The sequence below is a fragment of the Bacillus sp. FSL R5-0603 genome (assembly GCF_038050295.1).
Taxonomy (GTDB): Bacteria; Bacillota; Bacilli; order Bacillales; family Bacillaceae; genus Bacillus; species Bacillus subtilis.
The window spans coordinates 2,045,245-2,062,258 of the sequence record NZ_JBBOYP010000001.1; the positions used below are offsets into that span (position 1 = coordinate 2,045,245).

15 protein-coding genes are annotated in these 17,014 nt (G+C 43.0%); 3 read left to right on the plus strand and 12 right to left on the minus strand.

What is annotated here, in order from left to right; translation table 11 throughout:
* Window positions 1-21 precede the first annotated feature (21 nt).
* The 8 genes from odhB to cdaS all read right to left on the minus strand — a co-directional run bounded on the left by odhB (window position 22) and on the right by cdaS (window position 11,633).
* Window positions 22-1,275 (minus strand): 2-oxoglutarate dehydrogenase complex dihydrolipoyllysine-residue succinyltransferase, encoded by a 1,254-nt coding sequence (gene odhB / locus NYE56_RS10175; protein WP_335451804.1) that lies wholly within the window; start codon window positions 1,273-1,275, stop codon window positions 22-24.
* Window positions 1,276-1,290: 15 nt separating this feature from the next.
* A complete protein-coding gene (sucA, locus tag NYE56_RS10180) occupies window positions 1,291-4,125 on the minus strand; it encodes a 2-oxoglutarate dehydrogenase E1 component (protein WP_015483337.1) in 2,835 nt (944 codons plus the stop codon).
* Between the two features lie 228 nt (window positions 4,126-4,353).
* On the minus strand, window positions 4,354-6,270 hold the full coding sequence (locus NYE56_RS10185) for a nitric oxide reductase activation protein NorD (protein WP_041338817.1): 1,917 nt from the start codon (window positions 6,268-6,270) through the stop codon (window positions 4,354-4,356).
* A gap of 10 nt (window positions 6,271-6,280) precedes the next feature.
* Entirely contained in the window at window positions 6,281-7,195 is a 915-nt protein-coding gene (locus NYE56_RS10190) for an AAA family ATPase (RefSeq protein WP_010886530.1), read from the minus strand.
* A gap of 63 nt (window positions 7,196-7,258) precedes the next feature.
* Complete coding sequence (locus NYE56_RS10195; RefSeq protein WP_004399243.1) at window positions 7,259-7,849, minus strand: superoxide dismutase family protein; 591 nt, start codon at window positions 7,847-7,849, stop codon at window positions 7,259-7,261.
* Between the two features lie 92 nt (window positions 7,850-7,941).
* Window positions 7,942-9,186, minus strand: coding sequence for a D-gamma-glutamyl-meso-diaminopimelic acid endopeptidase CwlS (cwlS, locus tag NYE56_RS10200; RefSeq protein ID WP_341283814.1), 1,245 nt, complete (start codon window positions 9,184-9,186; stop codon window positions 7,942-7,944).
* Between the two features lie 370 nt (window positions 9,187-9,556).
* On the minus strand, window positions 9,557-10,774 hold the full coding sequence (locus NYE56_RS10205) for a macrolide family glycosyltransferase (RefSeq protein ID WP_014480031.1): 1,218 nt from the start codon (window positions 10,772-10,774) through the stop codon (window positions 9,557-9,559).
* A gap of 235 nt (window positions 10,775-11,009) precedes the next feature.
* Entirely contained in the window at window positions 11,010-11,633 is a 624-nt protein-coding gene (cdaS, locus tag NYE56_RS10210) for a cyclic di-AMP synthase CdaS (protein ID WP_341284392.1), read from the minus strand.
* A gap of 265 nt (window positions 11,634-11,898) precedes the next feature.
* On the opposite strand from cdaS, the gene NYE56_RS10215 reads away from it, so the two are divergent.
* On the plus strand, window positions 11,899-13,257 hold the full coding sequence (locus tag NYE56_RS10215; protein WP_341283815.1) for an MATE family efflux transporter: 1,359 nt from the start codon (window positions 11,899-11,901) through the stop codon (window positions 13,255-13,257).
* Between the two features lie 15 nt (window positions 13,258-13,272).
* On the plus strand, window positions 13,273-14,121 hold the full coding sequence (rsbRC, locus tag NYE56_RS10220; RefSeq protein ID WP_070547459.1) for an RsbT co-antagonist RsbRC: 849 nt from the start codon (window positions 13,273-13,275) through the stop codon (window positions 14,119-14,121).
* A gap of 25 nt (window positions 14,122-14,146) precedes the next feature.
* On the opposite strand, the gene bshB2 is transcribed toward rsbRC, so the two are convergent.
* The 4 genes from bshB2 to rarD all read right to left on the minus strand — a co-directional run bounded on the left by bshB2 (window position 14,147) and on the right by rarD (window position 16,431).
* Window positions 14,147-14,812: a bacillithiol biosynthesis deacetylase BshB2 gene (bshB2, locus tag NYE56_RS10225; protein ID WP_021481477.1), complete on the minus strand. Its 666-nt coding sequence runs from the start codon at window positions 14,810-14,812 to the stop codon at window positions 14,147-14,149.
* Window positions 14,813-14,830: 18 nt separating this feature from the next.
* Window positions 14,831-15,181 carry a YojF family protein gene (locus NYE56_RS10230; RefSeq protein ID WP_003231213.1) on the minus strand — a complete coding sequence of 117 codons (351 nt, stop codon included), beginning with the start codon at window positions 15,179-15,181 and terminating at the stop codon, window positions 14,831-14,833.
* On the minus strand, window positions 15,178-15,456 hold the full coding sequence (locus tag NYE56_RS10235) for a hypothetical protein (RefSeq protein ID WP_003231211.1): 279 nt from the start codon (window positions 15,454-15,456) through the stop codon (window positions 15,178-15,180). Before NYE56_RS10235 ends, NYE56_RS10230 begins: the two co-directional genes overlap by 4 nt.
* Window positions 15,457-15,531: 75 nt before the next feature.
* A complete protein-coding gene (gene rarD, locus NYE56_RS10240) occupies window positions 15,532-16,431 on the minus strand; it encodes an EamA family transporter RarD (RefSeq protein ID WP_123373192.1) in 900 nt (299 codons plus the stop codon).
* A 98-nt stretch (window positions 16,432-16,529) separates the two neighbouring features.
* On the opposite strand from rarD, the gene gerT reads away from it, so the two are divergent.
* Window positions 16,530-16,991: a spore germination protein GerT gene (gene gerT, locus NYE56_RS10245; RefSeq protein WP_021481480.1), complete on the plus strand. Its 462-nt coding sequence runs from the start codon at window positions 16,530-16,532 to the stop codon at window positions 16,989-16,991.
* Window positions 16,992-17,014 lie beyond the last annotated feature (23 nt).

A 17,014-nucleotide genomic window follows, 5' to 3' on the forward strand; every position in this document is an offset into this window, starting at 1 on the left:
ATCGTGATGTACCCTTTTTTATTATCCTTCTAATAAAAGCTGTTCAGGATCTTCCAGTAAATTTTTGATTGTCACGAGGAAACCAACCGCTTCTTTACCGTCTACAATTCGGTGATCATAAGATAAAGCGATATACATCATCGGACGGTTTTCGAAACGCTCTTCATCAATGGCTACAGGGCGCAGCTGAATCTTATGCATGCCCAGTATACCGACTTGCGGGCTGTTTAAAATTGGAGTTGACATCAATGAACCGAAAGTCCCTCCGTTTGTAATCGTGAAGGAGCCTCCCTGAAGCTCGCTAAGGGTTAATTTATTGTTTCTTGCTTTTTTCGCAAGCTCGCCGATCTCTTTTTCGATTCCTGCAAATGTCAGGCGATCCGCATCCCGCACAACCGGAACGACAAGGCCTTCATCAGCAGCAACAGCGATTCCGATATCGTAGAATTTTTTAACGATCAACTCATCGCCTTGAATTTCTGCATTCAACAGCGGATATTTTTTCAATGCAGCCACGACTGCTTTCGTGAAGAAAGACATAAAGCCGAGCTTCACTTCATTTTGCTCAAAGAATTGATCTTTGCGGCGTTTTCTGAGATTCATGACAGCTGTCATGTCCACTTCATTAAATGTGGTCAGCATCGCTGATGTTTGCTGTACCTCTACAAGGCGTTTTGCAATCGTTTGTCTGCGGCGTGACATTTTTTGCACTTCAACAGGTTTGTCAAAGCTTTGCTGTGCTTTTTGAGCCTGAGGCTGCTGCTTTTGCTGAGGAGCCGGTTTTGATGCCGGTTTTTCGTACGCTTCGACATCCTGCTTGCGCACTCTTCCAAGCGGATCTCCAGTTGGAACTTGAGACAGGTCAATTCCTTTTTCTCTCGCCAGCTTACGGGCCGACGGAGAAGCGATCGTTCTTGATTTTGCTCCAGATTGTGCTTCCTCGCTCACCTCTTGTGCAGCTGGTTCAGCCTGTTTCTCTTCTTTTACGCTTTCCTTGCTTTCTGCTTTCTCTGTAGGAGCAGGGGCAGAACTTTCACCCGCGCCTTCTGAAATCGTACCGATAATTTCTCCGACCTGGACGGTATCACCCGAATCTTTCAATACCTCTTGAAGTACACCCGATTCTTCTGCTGTCAATTCAACATTCACTTTATCCGTTTCTAGTTCAAGCAGATATTCACCCTGTTCTACATAGTCACCAGGCTGCTTTAACCATTGGGCTATTGTTCCTTCTGAGATTGATTCTGCTAATTCAGGTACCTTAATTTCCGCCATTTTTTCATTTCCCCCTTAGTTTTTGCGAGTCAAGCTATCAGATACAATACGTTCCTGTTCTTTTTTATGAACTGTCGGATCTCCCTCTGCAGGGCTGGATCGTCTTCTTCGTCCAATATATTGAACGCTTACTCCCTCTGGTGCAATCTCTGTCAAATACGGGCTGATATAACCCCAAGCCCCCATGTTCTGCGGCTCTTCCTGCACCCAAACGATTTCTTTCAGGTTCGGAAGTTTTGCAAATAATTCTTTGACTCCTTTTGCCGGGAATGGATACAGCTGTTCGATTCTCGCAATGTGAAGCCACTCTTTACCGTCTTCTAACTTATTAAAATGATCGCTAATGTCTATAGACACTTTACCGCTGGATAATACAAGTCTGGTTACTTTTTCATAGTCATGAGAAAGTCCCGACTGTTCATAAACAGGCTGGAAGCGGCTTTCGCTGAGCTCCTGCACTTCCGACACCGTATTTGGGTTGCGAAGAAGGCTCTTCGGCGTCATAATGACGAGCGGTCTGATTTCTTCACGAAGCAGCATTTTAGCCTGTCTTCTTAAAATATGGAAATACTGTGCCGCGCTTGTCAGGTTGGCAACCGTCCAGTTGTTTTCCGCTGCAAGCTGCAAGAATCGCTCGATTCTTCCGCTTGAGTGCTCAGGCCCCTGTCCCTCGTAACCGTGCGGGAGCAACATGACTAATCCGGATTTTTGGCCCCATTTCGCGCGTCCGGCAGAAATAAATTGGTCAAAATACACTTGAGCAGCGTTGGCAAAATCTCCGTACTGTGCTTCCCACAAAACAAGCGTTTCCGGTGAATGCACGTTATAGCCGTATTCAAAACCGAGAACCGATCCTTCAGACAGCGGGCTGTTATGAACAGCAAATGATGTGCTGCAGTCAGATAAGTGATGAAGCGGCACAAATTCTTTGCCCGTCTCACTGTCATGAAGCACAAGGTTTCTTTGGGCGAACGTTCCGCGCTCGGAATCCTGTCCTGTTAAACGAATCGGTGTTCCGTCTTTCAAAATTGAAGCAAACGCGAGTGATTCTGCCAAAGACCATTCCACTTTTCTGTCATCATCGAACGCCTTGGCGCGTCTTTCTAAAATGCGCTTTAGCTTGCCGAAAACATTAAATGACTCCGGCCAGTTGATCAATTCGCCATTCAGCTTGCGGAGCACATCAAAATCAATCGAAGTGTCCACATCTGGGAAACCGTTTGATACAGGCTCTGGAAGTTCAATTTCACAAGCAGTGTGTTCCTTTTTAGACGGAACTTTCTGATATGCATCCTCAATGCGCTTCGTTACCGATTTTTCGATGTTTTGAACGACTTCCTCGGTAAGCACGCCTTCTTTTACCAGCTTTTCAGCGAAAATTTGTTTGACGGTCGGATGCTTTCTGACAGCATCATACAGCATTGGCTGAGTGGTTGACGGTTCATCCATTTCGTTGTGTCCATAGCGTCTATACCCGATCAAATCAATCAGAAAATCCTTGTTGAATGTTTTTCGGTATTCGACCGCAAACTTAACAGCTGAGAGACAAGCTTCAGGATCGTCCGCATTCACGTGAACAATCGGAATTTCATAACCCTTGGCCAGGTCACTGGCATATTTTGTCGATCTGGATTCAGCGCTTTCTGTTGTGAATCCGATCATGTTATTGGCGATAATATGAATCGCACCGCCTACTTGATACCCTTTTAAAGAGCTTAAATTCAATGTTTCAGCTACAATTCCTTCCCCAGGGAATGCAGCGTCTCCATGGATTAAAATGGCCAGCGATTTTGTTTCATCTTGTACCGGGTATCCGCTTTGTGTTCGCGTTTCCTGTGCTGCTCTTGTGCTGCCTTCAACAATCGGATTGATAAATTCCAAGTGGCTAGGGTTGTTCGCTAACGTAATGCGCGCTGATTTTGTTTCAGCGTCTTGAAGCTCCCGATTCGCCCCCAAATGGTATTTGACATCCCCTGTCCATCCGTAGCTGATTCCAATTGATCCCTCAGACGGGACAAGATCTTTATTCGGCGCATGCTGGAATTCAGAGAAGATGATTTCATACGGTTTGCCGAGCACATGTGCCAAGACATTCAGGCGTCCCCTGTGCGCCATCCCGATGTTGACACTTGTCGTGCCTGATTTGACAGATTGTGCAATAATGTCATCAAGCACTGGAACAAGAGCGTCCAGACCCTCAATGGAAAAGCGCTTCTGCCCGACGAATGTGCGGTGTAAAAACTGCTCAAAGCCCTCTACTTCTGTCAATCTTTCCAGCACAGCTGACAGCTTTTCAGCTGAGTTCTTCTGGAACAGCTCGCCAGATTCAATCTTTCTTGTCAGCCACTCGCGCTCTTTGAAGTCATGCACATGGTCAAATTCAAAAGAGATGGTTCTTTTATACGTATTTCGTAAATACTGAATGGCTTCTAAACCGTTCGTAATGTTTTTAGGAGCGTCTTTGCAGATGACAGACGCAGGTATTGCTTTTATTTCCTCTTCTGTTAGCCCGTAATCGGATAATGGAAAAAGTTCACTCTTTTTCTCATCCTTTCTGAGCGGATTGACGGAAGCGTTCAAATGGCCATAGGTTCGGATATCTTCTGCAAGTCTGACTGCGGATGCGATCTTTTGAATCAGATCGGCTGTAACACGTCCCTTTTCTTTTGTTCCCGAGGCCTCTTTTATATCGCTTGGCGGAGCACCGAGCTCGTCGAACATTTCCTTCAAATCCGGGTCAATGCTGTTCGGATCCTGGGTATACTGATCGTAAAGCTCCAGCGCATAGCCGAGGTTCGGACCGTAAAAATCTTCCCAATTCATTCGTTGTTTCATACTATTTTGAAACATTTGAATATTACCCCCAACTTAAATAATCAAGTGATTGATTCACTATCTTGAAATAACTTTCGAACGCTGTGTCCAAAATTATGTAATAAAAACGCTTCCAACGATATTTTACCACTGTTTGCAATTTGATTCTACCTTGATTGTTCACAAAATAGTAAAAAACCTTTATAAAAAACAAAAAATTTAATCATTCGAAAAAACAAACGCCAAAAAGCATAGGATTAAGGGCTATCCTATGCTTTTATGAAGCAGTTTTTTCAGCAGCGGATACAAAACATCCGGTAGCTGATCAACATCCGGGACAAATATACTGAATTTTCCGTACATATCCTGGATCGTCTTCATTTGCGATTCTTCTATTTCTGAGTTGGAGAGAAAAACATTTATCACTTCTATTCCTCTTTTTCGGGCTTCGATAACCGCCTCACTTGTATCGACGATCCCATTTTGTTCGTAGCCAAATGCGGCCGGCTCTCCATCTGAGAAAACAATTAAGAACTTTTGCGCCTCGCTGCGATGCAGCATTTTTTTCGTCATCTGCCTAATTGCGTACCCGTCACGGTTATCTTCTTCTGGCTCAAGCTGCATAATGGCCGGTCCAGACTCTTGTCTTAATGATGATTGGAAGGGAATAACCGTATTGAAATAGTTTGGCTGGCTTGTTTCGGTTGCATCATTTGTGTCCTCCCAGAACCCGACAATCTGATGCGGAACCGCTACCGATTTCAACGCTTCGTGAAACAGCACGATTCCTCGTTTTGTTTCGTCCATTTTGTCGAACATGCTGGCTGAACAATCGACCAGCAATGTAAAAACTGCGTCGATTTCTGAAGATGGTTCTTGCTTTTTGTAGAACAGGCGCGGATTTCGCTCAGTGAAGTAACGAAGAAGCTTATTATTCAGTCTCCCGGCATGAAGATCTGTTCTCGGCAATGTTTTTTTATGTTCAAGCGTTTTTTGAATCATTTGTTTTAAACGCTTTTGATACGATTCAATCGTTTTTGCCTGCTGTTTATAAGAAAGCTCTTCTTCACTGGTTGCCGGCTGCGGTTCTTTATAAATTGGAAATGCATATTTATTTTCTTTGCCGTCAGCCATACCCGCTCCGTTCGGCTGGTCTTTTTGAGACTCCAGCGCTTCCAGCTTGGAATAGTCTTTCCGTTTCGTTTGTCTGGCTGATCCTTGAACAGAGCCAAGGGCCTGATCTCCATCGTCGCCTTCCCTTGAAGCATCTTTTCCTAAATCTGATTTTGCGCCGTGTTCAATATCAAATTGAAGGAAGCTTTTAGACGGTGCTTCTGTTTCCCGGTGCCATGTCGGCATTTCTTCTTCATGGATATCCTCATCACCGTCTGATTTTTTTGGAAGCGTGATGTCATCACTCAGCTTCGGCGCTTTTTTCTCTTCTTCAAATAACGGCTGTTCTGCAGCTTTTGCGTAGTCAAGCTCAGGCAAAAAGAAGTAGGTGTTCAACATGTCTTTATCGAGCACCTCTTCAAGCCCATCCATGAGGTCCTCCACAATTTTCAGAACCTGCCGTGTCGAATCTGCTTCATACACACGCAAGAGCTGCTGCTCAATAAACGGGCGCATCAGATCGATATCTTCACGCATGGACGGAAGGGTCTCAAGCGGCGATTCCGCTGTGAGCTTGACATAGATCGCGCAAAAGAGCGCATCGGTAAAAATGCTTCGTTCCAAATTTAAGGTCAGCTGGGTTGAGAAATGTTTTCTGTACATGTCTTTTCGCTTCGCAAATACATGTTTCGTACCCGGGCGCTCACGTTTGATGCATTCTTCGATCCTAATGTCTTCAAGCAGCATAAAGAGCTGCTTGGCAAAACTTTTAAATGTAAGATGGCGATGGATATCATTCAAAAAGTTCGCAAACTCATGCAACGAGCTATATCTTGTTCCGACTGAACGCAGGTAGACGTCGCTTTTCAGACCCGCTTCCATGTCTTCAGCTGCCCTGTCTTTCCAAAAGTGGCTCATATAGATTTTCTTTTCGAATGGATTGTAATAGGACTGAACGCCATACTCCACTTCTACCGCTTCACTCTTGGTGAGTGTTTTGGCCAAATCAGTCAGCATCATAAATAAAAATGAATCAATCGTGCTGTCGTTAAACTTGATAAATTTCATCGCAGCCCCCTCATTCAAACAGAGTTTCTGCAATATTTCGGACAGCCGCTTTTTCCCGATCATCATCAAGCTTTTCGACAATTCCCCGCTCAATGGCACGACGCGGCGGAATATAAGCAGCTAAATCACATGTATCGATTAAAGCTCTGATGGATGCCGCTTCTTCAGACACCTGTCCGTTATTGGCCTGAACGATCAAGTCAGAGGAAAGCGTGATAAATCTGTCAATCAATTTCTCGTCTTTCAAGGCTGACTGAGACATGAGCACTTGTTTCAGCAGCTCGCCTTTAATATAAGGCACATCAATGATGACAAAACGGTTTTTCAACGCTTCATTCAGAGGAACAGTTCCGACATAGCCTTCATTGATGGCTGCAATGACTCCGAAACCGCTTTTAGCCCGTATGACCTCGCCTGTAAACGGATTTGTCATCATTTTTCTGTAATCTAATACACCGTTTAAAATAGGCAGTGTTTCCGGCTTCGCCATATTGATTTCATCTATATAAAGAAAATGGCCTTCCTTCATTGCCTTTGTAACAGGTCCTGAAACAAACTCGATTGTGGCCTGGCCAGATTGATTTTCAATCGTTTTATAACCGACCAATGCCTCAGCGTCCAAGTCGACTGAACAGTTGACGCTGTGCATCGGTTTATGAAAATAGCTGGACAATGTTTCTGCCAACTTTGTTTTTCCTGAACCTGTAGGCCCTTTCAGCAGGACATTTTTCCCCATGGCTAATGCAATAATGGCGTCAAATAAAATGGCTTCATCCTCCGCCTCATAGCCTGATGTTCCTATAAGCGATTGAAACTCTGGGGAAATAGGCTGCTCTTTATATGATAAAAGCTTTTGTTGTATATCTTCCGGCAATGTTAAGTGCTGTAGTTGAGTTGTCATAGACAGATTCCCTTTCCTATTCATATTCCATTAACGAGTATACTAAAAAAGCCCCTGTATGCTCAATACAAAAGGGCTTGGATGATATTACTGCTTCTCGTTATTTCCCAAAAGGGCTCCGCAGACAATACGCGCACCGGAATTGCCGCTTGGGTTTGTCAGATAATCGTCCGCTTGTTCATGAATAATAAATGCACTTCCGTCCTCGTCGAGAATATTTAGTTTACTTCCTTTTTTCAGTGAAGTGTCAGGCGCATTCATAATGACATCTACCTTTCCATCAGCACCGACTTCAAGGTTCGGCAGATCTCCGGCATGATGCCCCATCGGATTGTTGAAGCCGTGTTCTTTGTTCAATGGATTAAAGGGACCGCCCGCTGATTCAAAATCCGGCCTGACACAAGAACCTTTCTCATAAATATGAAAACCGAGAGAAGCACCTGGACGCAGGCTGTTTGCGGAAATATGAATATCGAGGCCTTCATCATCTGATTCTTTGATCTCTATAAAACCGACTGCTTTCCCTTCACGATTGACCAGCTGGACATGATGACCAAACGCTGACGTTTCAACCACTTTTTTTTCCGGCACCCGGTTAGGAGGGTCTGGAGGTTTTTTTTGTCCGCATCCGGCAACTCCCAGTGCCGTCAGCATCATCAACAGCAAGAGACGGTGCATACTGTCTCCCCCTTGTTTTTTCTAACAGTGTGGTCAATCATTGTCTGGTATAAACAAAAAAGCCTATAAAAGGCTTTTTGTCATACTCATTTTTAAAAATAACTTCTTGCGCCCAAGTACCGCTGTTTCCAATACGAATTGCTGAGATTGGAAATGTCGACGCCCGATGAGCTTGCATGAATAAAATCACCGCCGCCTAGATAAATCCCCATATGAGACGGGCCGGATTTATATGTGGTAAAGAAGACAAAGTCTCCTACTGACGGCTGGCTGACTTTCTGCATGACATTCCAATATCCTGCCGTACTCAATCTTGATATAGATGATACATTATTAATGAGGTAATAAATGAAGCCGCTGCAATCAAAACCGGCAGGCGTGTTTCCGCCCCATCGGTAAGGGACACCGACATATTTTTTCGCTTCCGTTATCATTCTGTCAATCTTCGAGCCTATTTGAATGTTTGACCCTGAGTTATCTTTTGGCTTTGTTGGCTTTGTCGGATTTGAAGGATTAGATTTTGATGCTCCCGAAATAGTCAGAACCTGCCCGATTTGCAGCACATCCGATGATAAATTGTTTTTATCACGGATGCTTTGGACAGTGACTCCGAGCCGATTTGCAATTTTCCACAGCGAATCGCCTGCTTTTACCTTGTACGTCGTTGTTTTTGAGGGATTGGAGTTTGGCGGCTTTTTGGAACCGCTGTTTCCGTTCTTAGGTGAACTGCTTCCTTTTATTTTGAGCACCTGTTTAGGATAAAGTGTATCTGATGTTAAGCCATTTAAGGTTTTTAATTCGGCTACAGTCATATTTAAGCTGTTTGCGATTTTCCACAGTGAGTCACCAAGCTTGACCGTATATGTACTATTTGAAGAACCTGAAGAATTGGAACCGCTGTTTTTCTTTGATCCATTTGATCCGCTTGAACTGCTTGTCCCTTTGATCTTAAGCTTTTGCCCCGGACGAATCAGGTCACTGCTCAGGCTGTTTAAGCTTTTAAGCTCAGAAACACTCATTTTATGATTTTTAGCAATCATCCATAGGGAATCACCATATGCAACTGTGTATGTTGATGTTTTGCTTGAATTAGATGGGGATGTCGTGCTTTTTTTGCTGCTTTCAGGAACCTTAAGGCTTTGTCCGACATAAAGCACCGTTGATTTCAATTTGTTTTCGGATTTCAGAGCTGATATTGTCGTATCATACTGGCGGGAAAGTTTCCAAAGAGAGTCACCGCTTTTTACTTTTATCGTTTTTGCTTCCACGGGTGCTGCGGCCATCGACGACCCAACAACTGCAGAAACAGCCAAGCCGGCTACAATCTTCTTTTTCATTCATTCAACCTCCTAAACTGTTTTTTTGCAAAAACAGCTAGTATTTTGTTTCCAAAAATGGCACACAACTGTTTTATCGTCAATTTTTCAGCAAGTTAAACCCTTTTCAAACATTTGGCGCAGCATTTTCAGCATCGTTCGACCTTTAAACCTTCAAATAAACATCTAACATTTTACATAAGCACGATATGTTTTTCGAAAGTCTAAGGAACTATTTAAGCGAGGGTAAAAATGATGGTTTTCTATTGATGAACGAAGCAGTTTCTCCTCCTTTCTTGTCTATTTTTCTAATCAATTCTCTATCGGCGTGTCAAATCCCTCTTATGAAATGGCAAAAAGCCTGTTCTTTCGATAAGAACAGGCTTTTACACTATGCATTTGCTGATTGAGTTTTTTGTTTTACAGCTTCAAGAATGCTATCGGCCGCTTTTTTAGAGCCGCCTGCCGCTTTCAGTGATTGTCCAATTTCTTTTGCCTTTTCAGCATACGAACGATTATTCATTACTTCTTGTATCGTCTCTTTCAGCAGGCTTTCAGATAATTCTTCTTTTTTTAACACTTTTCCTGCACCGACTTTTTCCACCTGATCTGCGACAACAAATTGGTCGCCTCCCATCGGAATGACAACGAGCGGGGTTTCAAAATACAAACCTTCACTTGTGCTGTTCATTCCGCCGTGGGTCACAAATAAGCTGGCTCTTTTCAAGATCTCAAGCTGAGGGACATACGGGCGTACAATGAAATTCTCCGGAATGTCGTTTAACTCACTTGTTTTAATATGCTTGCCGATGGAAAGCACAACTTTACCGTCAAAATCCTTACACACTTCAAGGCATTGATTAAAAAACTGCTTTTGATTATTAAAAATGGTTCCCATTGAAATAAACAGCACGTTTTCATTGTCAATCTGATCAAATGGGAAATCATTGTTTCCGGCTCTTTCTGTAATGGAAGGACCGACAAATACATATCGCTCGCCAAATTGCTCAGCCAGTGGCTGAAATCCCCTTGATGTAAAGACGATTGTCAAGTCACCATCAGCTAAAAAAACATCAAATGGCTTCTTGATCTCTGCTTGAAAATCAGCATTTAACGTTTCTGCAAGCTGCTGGTATGATTCATAATGAGGCGAATCTTCAAGTGATCCTTTCATGTACGCTCCCATCATTTCCTTCGCAAATTCCTCATTCATCGCAAAGGTTGTACACAATGAAAATCTTGGCAGCTTCAGCAGGTTGGCGATGACTTTACCCGCGAGAAGATGGTGATCATATATGACATAATCATACGATTCATGTTTGACTTCCTCATAAATATGAGTCGCAATATCTTTACAGCTTTTCAAAAAAGCGCAGATCATTTCAGTAAAGTCTCTTTCTTCATCACCGGTTGCGTTTTTCCCGAAGTAATCTCCCCTGAAATCATGATACTCACGAAACTCTATATCAAGAGCTGTGATTTTTTCTTTATATTCCTTCACTGCGTAGTACGTAATGTTTTCTCCCCGAGATTTCAGCTCCTTCATCACACCGATAGAGGGATTAATATGCCCTTCACCGGGGAAACCGATCATTAATACATTTGCCATGCGGCAGCACCCTTCCTTTGAAAATTTATATAATATTTTATACGGTACTATAAATACATAAACAGGTAAAGTATTTCACTTTATTAATATTCATCATATATAACTTTTCTACCAGTTTATATTCCCTGTCTTCAAGACAAAAAGCATTCAGCTTGAAGCGAATGCTTTAATAAAGATACGAATTCAGTCATTTTGTCTCATGATAGGATTCTTAATCAGGCCCTTTTTATTATTTTTACGTTCTTGGTGAAATTAACGGATATAATACACCGTCTTTGGCAAACGACATCTTCCCTGTTTCCTCTGAAACCACGAGCACCAGTGCATCCGTATAGCCCGACATACCGAGAGCCGCCCGGTGCCGGGTTCCCAAATGGATATCCACTTCCTTCGTCGTCAGCGGGAGCACATTGGCTGCTGACACGAGTTTGTTTTCCCTCACTAATAAAGCGCCGTCATGAAGAGGGTTTCCGGGAAAAAAGATGCTTTCAATTAATGAAGAGCTGATCTCGGCGTGTAGGGAGGTGCCTTTTTGAATAAAACGTTCAACCGGGTCTGCTCTTTCAATCACAATTAAAGCTCCATGCTTATGTTCCGATAAGGCTTTAATCGCCTTGGCCAGCTCAATAAATGCCGGCGTAAATTCCTCAATGTATGATTGCAAATAAAAGGAGGATGCAATCCCCTGCATGTCCTGAAAAACGTGCCCCAAATCATCTAATTCACAAAGGAGACACTGGTCTTTTTCGTGAAGCGTTTTCAAGATTAGAGATGCATCACCTAATATTTGCTCTAAGTACACCTGTATTTTCCCCTTGAACACATTTTCTGATATCTGCTCATAGCGCATAGCCTTCATCTCCTGTTCAAATTTCCAACTTTTCACGAATGCTTATCTTATTGATGCACATTCTATTGGTAAAGGAGGGATGTAAAGAATGGAAATCGAAAGAATCATTCAGTATATTTGCACCTTTTTAGGCGTGATTTCGCTTTCTTTTATTTATGCCCAAATGTTTAGAAAAACGAAACCGACAAAAAAAGAATAGGCCCGGCGTTCATTGCTTTTTATACATAAAATGTTATAATTTCTCTCGTTATGAAAAAGAAACGGAGATCAATGTATGAAAGAAACTCAAAATGCCCGGGAAAAAATCAAACAGCTCTTGCACATTTTAATACCGATATTCATTACCCAGGCGGGGCTTTCTCTTATGACTTTTCTAGATACGGTGATGTCAGGGAAAGTCAGCCCCGCTGATTTAGCGGGTGTCGCGATTGGCTCAAGCCTTTGGACCCCTGTTTACACAGGACTTGCAGGTATATTAATGGCGGTCACCCCGATTGTCGCTCAGCTATTAGGCGCAGAGAAAAAACAGAAGATCCCCTTTACTGTTTTACAGGCTGTATACGTGGCCGCGCTACTTAGCATCGCCGTTTTATTGATTGGATATGCTGCAGTTGACCTTATTCTTGGCCGATTGAACCTTGATATTCACGTGCATCAGATTGCTAAACACTTTTTAGGCTTTTTATCACTGGGAATTTTCCCTTTATTTGTTTACACCGTGTTGAGATCATTCATCGACTCATTAGGAAAAACGAGAGTCACCATGATGATTACACTCAGTTCTCTTCCGATCAATTTTGTATTGAATTATGTATTTATCTTCGGGAAGTTCGGAATGCCGGCACTTGGGGGTGTCGGCGCGGGGCTGGCATCCGCTTTATCTTATTGGTGTATCTGCATCATCAGTTTTTTCATTATTCATAAAAACGCACCGTTTTCTGAATACGGGATTTTCCTTACCATGTATAAGTTCTCTTGGAAAGCATGCAAAAATTTGCTCAAAATCGGGCTGCCTATTGGGTTCGCCGTGTTTTTTGAAACGAGCATTTTCGCAGCTGTCACGCTTCTAATGAGCCATTTTCATACAGTGACCATCGCGTCCCACCAGGCAGCCATGAATTTTGCGTCTCTTTTATATATGCTGCCGCTCAGCGTGTCCATGGCTCTAACAATTGTTGTCGGGTTTGAAGCGGGTGCAGCCCGTTTTAAGGATGCACGCTCATATAGCTTAATCGGCATCATGATGGCGATCGGCTTTTCTTTGTTCACTGCTGCCTGTATCCTTTTATTCAGAGAGCAAATTGCGGGCATGTACACTTCTGACCCCGATGTGCTCCGGCTGACACAGCACTTTTTAATTTATGCGCTATTTTTTCAGCTTTCCGATGCTGTTGCCGCACCGATCCAGGGAGCACTCAGAGGGTACAAAGATGTGAACTATACGCTTGCGGCCGCTTTTGTCTCTTACTGGGTCATTGGCCTTCCGGTCGGTTATATGGTCGGTACGTTTACAAGTCTCGGTGCATTCGGCTATTGGATTGGATTAATAGCAGGACTCGCCGCCGGAGCAGTTGGGCTGTTTTTCAGGCTGGCAAAACTGCAAAAACGTTATTCGCAAAAACAACACATTTAAAAGAGGTGATCAATCATGGCAAAAAACAAAAAATTATTCGAGTATCTTTCCCAGCATGCGGAAACCATCAGTTCAACGTGGTATGAAACAATCGAGGAGACTGACCCCAATTCCATTTATGCCTCAACAGACCCTGTTGTCATTCACAATTTAAAGAGCCAGAATCTTGCCTTTAACTATAAAATAAACCGTATTTTTATAGATGATGAGGACGTATACTTGCCTATACTGAAAGAATGGGCTTTTGAAGTCACACAGGATCAAGAGCATTTAAAAACTCCTATCCACTATATTATTCGGGAGTTTGTCAGAGTGAGAGATTTATATGTTTCCTATGTGAAAGAATTTGTCCATCTCAATCAGGATACTGTGAAAAACGAAGAAGCCGAAGACCTGTATCACGCCCTTATAAAAGCGTTTGATCTTGTGATTCATATTTTTATAGAAGAAATGTACAAAAACACAAGCCTTCAGCTTCAGGCCCAAAAAGATATGATTACTGAATTGAGCGCTCCGGTCATCGTGCTGTTTCACAGCGTCGGACTGCTGCCTTTAATCGGAGATATTGATACAGTCCGCGCCAAGCTGATTATGGAAAACACACTGCATCAATGTGCGAAAAAAAAGGTGACACAACTGTATATTGATTTGTCAGGAGTAGCTGTGATTGATACGATGGTTGCCCATCAGCTGTTCAGTCTGATTGAGGCGCTTCGTTTAATCGGTGTTTCTTCAACTTTGTCTGGAATCCGTCCGGAAATCGCGCAAACAGCGGTTCAGCTAGGTTTGTCTTTCGAAGGTATTTCCTTGAGATCCACTCTCGCTTCAGCAATTGCATCGGACTTAAAATTAAAAAAGGTATAAGGCTTAAGGCCTTATACCTTTTTGATTAATCATTCCATTGATACGTCCAATATATTTCTTCTTCAAACCATGTTGCCATAACAGGTTCATTATTTTTCAATTTCTCTTCAAGCTCTCTGAGCATGCCTTCTGTTTGTGTGCGGTGAGCTCTTAACGCATTCATTTTAATATCAGCTACTTCTTTGATATCAAGTACGACATCAGCTTCGCCGAGAACCTCTTCTCTGTTGCGGGTAATGGCCATGCAGAGCGTGCGCGGACGGTCTTCTTTCTTTTTGCGATATAATGCACGGATAACCGCTTCCCCGCATGCATCATGGTCAGGGTGCACACCGTGTCCGGGATAAAATGTGACAATTAAACTTGGTTTTACATCATCTATGATCTCTTCCATGATATCAGCTAAATACTCATCATCTTCAAATTCGAGCGTTTTGTCACGGAGTCCAAGCATACGAAGGTCATTGATATCCATTTCTTTGCAAGCGTTGATGAGCTCTTGTTTTCTTAGCAGCGGCAACGTTTCACGATTCGCGAAAAATGGATCGCCCATATTTCTGCCCATTTCACCTAAAGTGGCGCAGGCATACGTAACGGGAATGTCTTTTTTTCTGTTTAAGGCAATTAGACCTGCCACTCCATATGATTCATCATCAGGGTGAGGCAGGATTACTAGTACATGTTCTTTCATTATTATTCACCCTTTTCTTTAAACTGTGAACGGTTTTTCGCTGATTTGCAGAGAAATAGCCAGTTTACCGCCCGGCAGGTGTCCCGCCATTAATAAACGGTTTTCTTCATCTACCGTGTATTCAGTCAAGCCTTCAGCATAAATCCAGCCTTCTTCTGTTTTCAAGCCAACGCGGTAAGGCCCGTTGCCTTTGATTTTTGCCTGATGATAAGTGACTTTTGCATTGCGGATATACGCAACAACCGTCATGTTCTTTTCATTTAAGTGCGCTGAATAAGAACCTGTGGTGGTTTCTAAATGGATATATACAGGGCGGTCCGCATATCGTTCTAAAGATGCTTGCACATCTTCTTTTATGATCGCTTTCATGATTGCTCCCCTCTTTCTTCTTTTAAATACTCTGCACGTTCTGTATGTAATTTGACCAGCTGATATTTCACAGCCGGTTCGAGCTGTGAATTCACAATGCGCTGAATCGCGGCAAAATATTTTTCCAGCATCGGTTTTCGGAGTCTTGGATGTGTTCGTTTATCCAAGAGCTCAAGATCAATCGCCTCTGCTACCGCTTCTGCGTCATCATGTGCGAGAGATCGGTTATTCCAAAGTGAAGCATAGGCTTTCACTATCTCTTTATCATTGTCCATCGTCTTGCTCCTTTATGTCTTACATACATGAAATGATTATACATAATATATGCATCAGCTGAAAAGCCAAAGGCCTCAATGGCTTTTTGACGCCCGTTTCCACTTCACTTGTGAAAACGTAAACAAGATCAGCGCAGCCCATATACAGCTGAATGTAAAAGCCTTCGAGCTGGAAAATGGCTCATGGTAAACAAACAGCCCTATCAGAAGGGTAATGGTCGGCGCAATATATTGTAAGATACCGACTTGATACAGTGGCAGCCGTTTCGCTCCTTCCGCAAACAATAAGAGCGGCAAAGCCGTAAACACACCGGCCAAAAAGAGAAGCAGCCACGTCCCTCCGCTTTCTGCACCCGCTGGCTGAACATGTCCGCTGAAGAACAGTAAATACCCCAATGCAATCGGCATAATCATGAATGTTTCCAGCGTTAAGCCGATGGCACTCGGCAGGCTTGTTCTTTTTTTGCTTAACCCGTACAGCCCAAAGCTGAATGCGAGCAGAAGCGCAACATAAGGAATGGAGCCGTATTGGAACGCCGAGATGATGACACCGGCTGCCGCAATCGAAACGGCCACTAATTGCAGGCGATTCAGTTTTTCCTTTAAAAATAAAATCCCAAGGAGCACTGATACAAGCGGATTAATGTAATAGCCAAGACTAGCCTCAAGCAAAAAGCCATGGTTGACAGCCCATATGTATACAAACCAGTTGATCGAAATCAGGATAGAAGCAAGAAATAAAGAGAGGATCCCTCCGTTCTTTTTCAGAGAGCGCAGCTCCTGCCATCCTATTTTCCATTGCCGCAAGAAAAAAAGTACGATACACATAAAAACAAAAGACCATATAATACGATGAGCCAAAATATCAAGAGCCGGCAGCTGTTCGAGAAGCTTCCAATAGAGCGGAAACAGGCCCCACATGATAAAGGAAACGGCTGTGTAAATAACGCCTTTTTTTGTTTCTGAATATTGCATTTATATCCCTGCCTTTCTTTAGAGCATCTTATATTATATCACGTGAAAGATCTGGCGGGCATATACTATTTTGTCCGTGAAGAAAGGATGTGAAGACAATGTTTGAGTGGAACAAGTACTTTCCTTTCCACAATCAATTTTCTAAAGAAGCATTAAAAAAAGCTGATCCGAAAGAAGTTGAAACGTATGTCAATCGTGTGATGGAAAGTGTGTTCGGCAGTGATTATGCGGCTCAATTTCCTTTCCGCGATCCTCTCCCCCAAAAAGAACAGCCCGCCAAACCTGATGTCAAACCTGATATTGATATATTCGAAACAGCAGACCATGTGTTTGTAAAGGTGCCAATCAGCGAAGAATGGCTGGAACAAGTGAGAATCAAACACACATCTCACGAATTATGGTTGGAAAACTTCCCAAGAGCAGATCATCCGAAAAAAGTAAATCTTCCTTGTTTAGTCAAACGCAAAGGAACAAAAGCCGTCTATAAGGATGGCCTTCTGGAAGTCATGTTTCAAAAACAGCAAGACTACAATATGTCCGAGGTAGAAATCATCCGATAAAAAACGGCCTGCATCGATTGCAG